Consider the following 2,731-nt stretch of genomic DNA (forward strand, 5'->3'; position numbering starts at 1 on the left):
TTCGTCCCAGATGATTGCCAGACGATCAGCCTGGTTACGAGAAAGGTGGCGCTCGAGGGCACGAAGGGCTTCGGCCATTGTTGCCACCGGAATGTCGCCGATGCCATCCATTAGAGCCTTTGGAAGATCGGAGACATGGCCCGCAAGCGGGATGACGATGCCTCGGTGACCCCGCTCTTTTCGGACTTCCATCCAGCCTGCCAGGTCATGGTCGAATTTCATGAGACGGTGGTGCGCCGGCTCCAAGGCATCGAGCTTGTCCGGATCACACTCGACGACAAGGCTGGCGACCATTGCGGCAAGGGACTTTCCGCTTCCGTAAGTAGCGACCACGGAAGTTGCGAGGCTTCCGCGCATGCCGATTATAGATCGAATGATGTCGATGGATTTTGACGTCGGGCGGTAGTGGCAGGCCCTGAAAGGAACGGACAGATCTTCGGCCAGGCTAATGGACTTAAGAAAGGTCATGCGGCACGTCCTTTCTTTGCCTCGGAAAGATTACTGGTTCGATGGATATGGAGCTTCAGCCAATCTTCCCCTGGAAGGACGCGAACACGCGCCATGCGCAGTCCGGCAAGCTGCCTGATCGTGAGAAGATCGTCATCCAGTGTGCCCGCTGCGGCAGCGATAGCATCTGCAACCGCGTCCACACTGCGACCTGTAGCAACACCGAGACGACTCAGAGCGCCCATGTGATCAAGGGGGATGTCGACATAGTCGCTGTCTTCCGCCAATGTCAGCGTGCTGAGCAGACCGAAGCAAAGGGCTTCCGGGGCGATGACCGACAATGCACTGCGACGCTCGAACACATCGAGATCGGTCCGGTGGACAATCAGGTCCAGACGGCGAAACGGGCAGTCCAGATTATCCTCCGGGTCGACAGATGGTGCCGGAAGCGGCCGACCGTAAGATTGAAGGAGAACGGCGATGTCGCGATGGAGGGTCATCGCCGCGGGCATCTTTTCTCCGCTGCGCTCGATCTGTGCGTGAAGCGATCCTTCAAGGGCAGCGCGCGTAAAGCGCGGGTCCGCACGCGAACCAAAAAACCACGAGAAAACATCGTTTGGTCCGTTCAGGACCAACTGAAAGTGGAGAAGCCACCAAGTTGCGAGCTGAACGAGATATGGATCGTTTTCGAGGATTCCTTTGCCGAGCGGTGTCAGCGTGAGCGGTTGGTTGCGCTCTGCACGATGTGACGTCCCAGTCCGGGACAGCCACCAGCCGATCGATTTTGACATGTTGCGGCCGACACCCATCACATCGGACGCGCGATCGCTATTCCAGGTGACATTTACATCCGCCTGAACCAGTGTGAGGCCCTTGGTCAGCCAGCCGGGGCGTAGAAAGAATGTCTCGTGCCCGCCGAATTTCATGCTGCACCTCCCATGATGCCGTTTAGGAACAGCGCTTCTTGCACGATTATCTCAGCTGCACGATCTATATCAGATGTGCTCGTTTGAACCGAAACGGACAGCCGGATGGTAGAAAAGGCGTCTTTTTCGCTCAGTCCCATAGCCATGAGTGTCGCCGATGGTTCAGGTCGTCCCGATGAGCAGGCGGAAATCTGCGAGCAAAGCACACCCATGGCGTCGAGACGCGCAATGAGCGCCATCCCGTCAACCCCAGGAACTGTCAGGCTCGTTGTCGTGGCGGCACGGGGGGATTTCTGAGCATTGATCCATGCGAAGGGAAGTTTCGCTTGGATATGTCCTTCGAGGCGATCCCTGAGATCAGCCATCCGAGCAATGTCTGCGTCGAGATTTTCGAGGCGTTTTCGGCAGGCGGCCCCAAAACCGGCGATGCCCGGCACATTTTCAGTGCCCGATCTTCGGCCGCGCTCTTGTCCACCTCCTGATGCGAGATGCGGAATTGAGGCTCCACTACCGACAATCAGGCAGCCAATGCCCTTTGGGCCATTCATTTTGTGGGCTGAAAATGTGAGATAGTCTGCTTCAAAATCGAACCAATCTGCGGGAACACGGCCGACGGCCTGGGCAGTGTCAATGAGGATCACGGCGCCATGTCGTTTAGAAATTTCGCAGATTTCCGCGACAGGTTGGGTGACGCCGGTTTCGCCGTTGACCATGGCCAAGGCCACAACGCATGACCCTTCCTCCCGAAGCACGCTTTCGTATGCTTCCAGATCGAGGCGTCCCTCCCGATCGATGCTCCCCAACCTTTTCGGCCCATCGTGCCCTCCGACCAGAGAAGGATGAGCCCCCGCCATTGTCACCAAAAGTCGGCCCCGATAGTGCCGAAGAACGGCGTCGTTCCCTTCGGTTGCACCCGAGGTAAAGATAACTTGTTCCGGGTCAAACCCAGCCATCGCAGCGACATCGATGCGCGCACTTTCGATCATAGCCCGTGCGGCACGGCCGTGGCGATGGCTGCTCGAGGGGTTGGCAATCGTTGGTGCCAACGCGTCCATCATTGCATCACGCACAGCGCGCAAGACGGGGGTCGTTGCGTTGTTATCAAGGTCAATCAGGTCTGACATAAGTCCTATATGGAGCCATCCTGATGCCCCTGTGTAAGCCAAAGTGCGAAGTTTTTCCGCGGAACCGCTGAATTTTTCGCGGTAGTGTTAGCAACTTCGTTAGCTCCTATATCTTAATCCGACTACAAAAATATCTTATAAAATAACGTTGTATAGGTCAATCTGAACGAGAGCGAATGGGCATTATTGTTTTGTTTAAGAATAGTTTATTCGTTTAATGTCTTCTTGCTTGAC

The 2,731-nt window shown here is 56.1% G+C and carries 3 protein-coding genes; all 3 read right to left on the reverse strand.

What is annotated here, in order from left to right:
• On the reverse strand, positions 1–468 hold a 468-nt coding region (locus ACOI1H_RS24635), incomplete at its 3' end, for a hypothetical protein (protein WP_422440878.1).
• Entirely contained in the window at positions 465–1,373 is a 909-nt protein-coding gene (locus tag ACOI1H_RS24640) for a DUF4007 family protein (RefSeq protein WP_422440880.1), read from the reverse strand. The genes ACOI1H_RS24635 and ACOI1H_RS24640, both read right to left, overlap by 4 nt.
• On the reverse strand, positions 1,370–2,497 hold the full coding sequence (locus ACOI1H_RS24645) for a cysteine desulfurase family protein (protein WP_422440882.1): 1,128 nt from the start codon (positions 2,495–2,497) through the stop codon (positions 1,370–1,372). The genes ACOI1H_RS24640 and ACOI1H_RS24645 overlap by 4 nt, the downstream gene beginning before the upstream one ends.
• Between the last annotated feature and the right edge of the window lie 234 nt (positions 2,498–2,731).

Origin of the sequence: Loktanella sp. DJP18 (assembly GCF_049310965.1) — a bacterium.
Lineage (GTDB): Bacteria > Pseudomonadota > Alphaproteobacteria > Rhodobacterales > Rhodobacteraceae > Loktanella.

Coding starts and splice junctions, on each gene's coding strand:
- ACOI1H_RS24640 (WP_422440880.1), bottom strand. CDS start 1,373: ATGAAATTCGGCGGGCACGAGACATTCTTTCTACGCCCCGGCTGGCTG.
- ACOI1H_RS24645 (WP_422440882.1), bottom strand. CDS start 2,497: ATGTCAGACCTGATTGACCTTGATAACAACGCAACGACCCCCGTCTTG.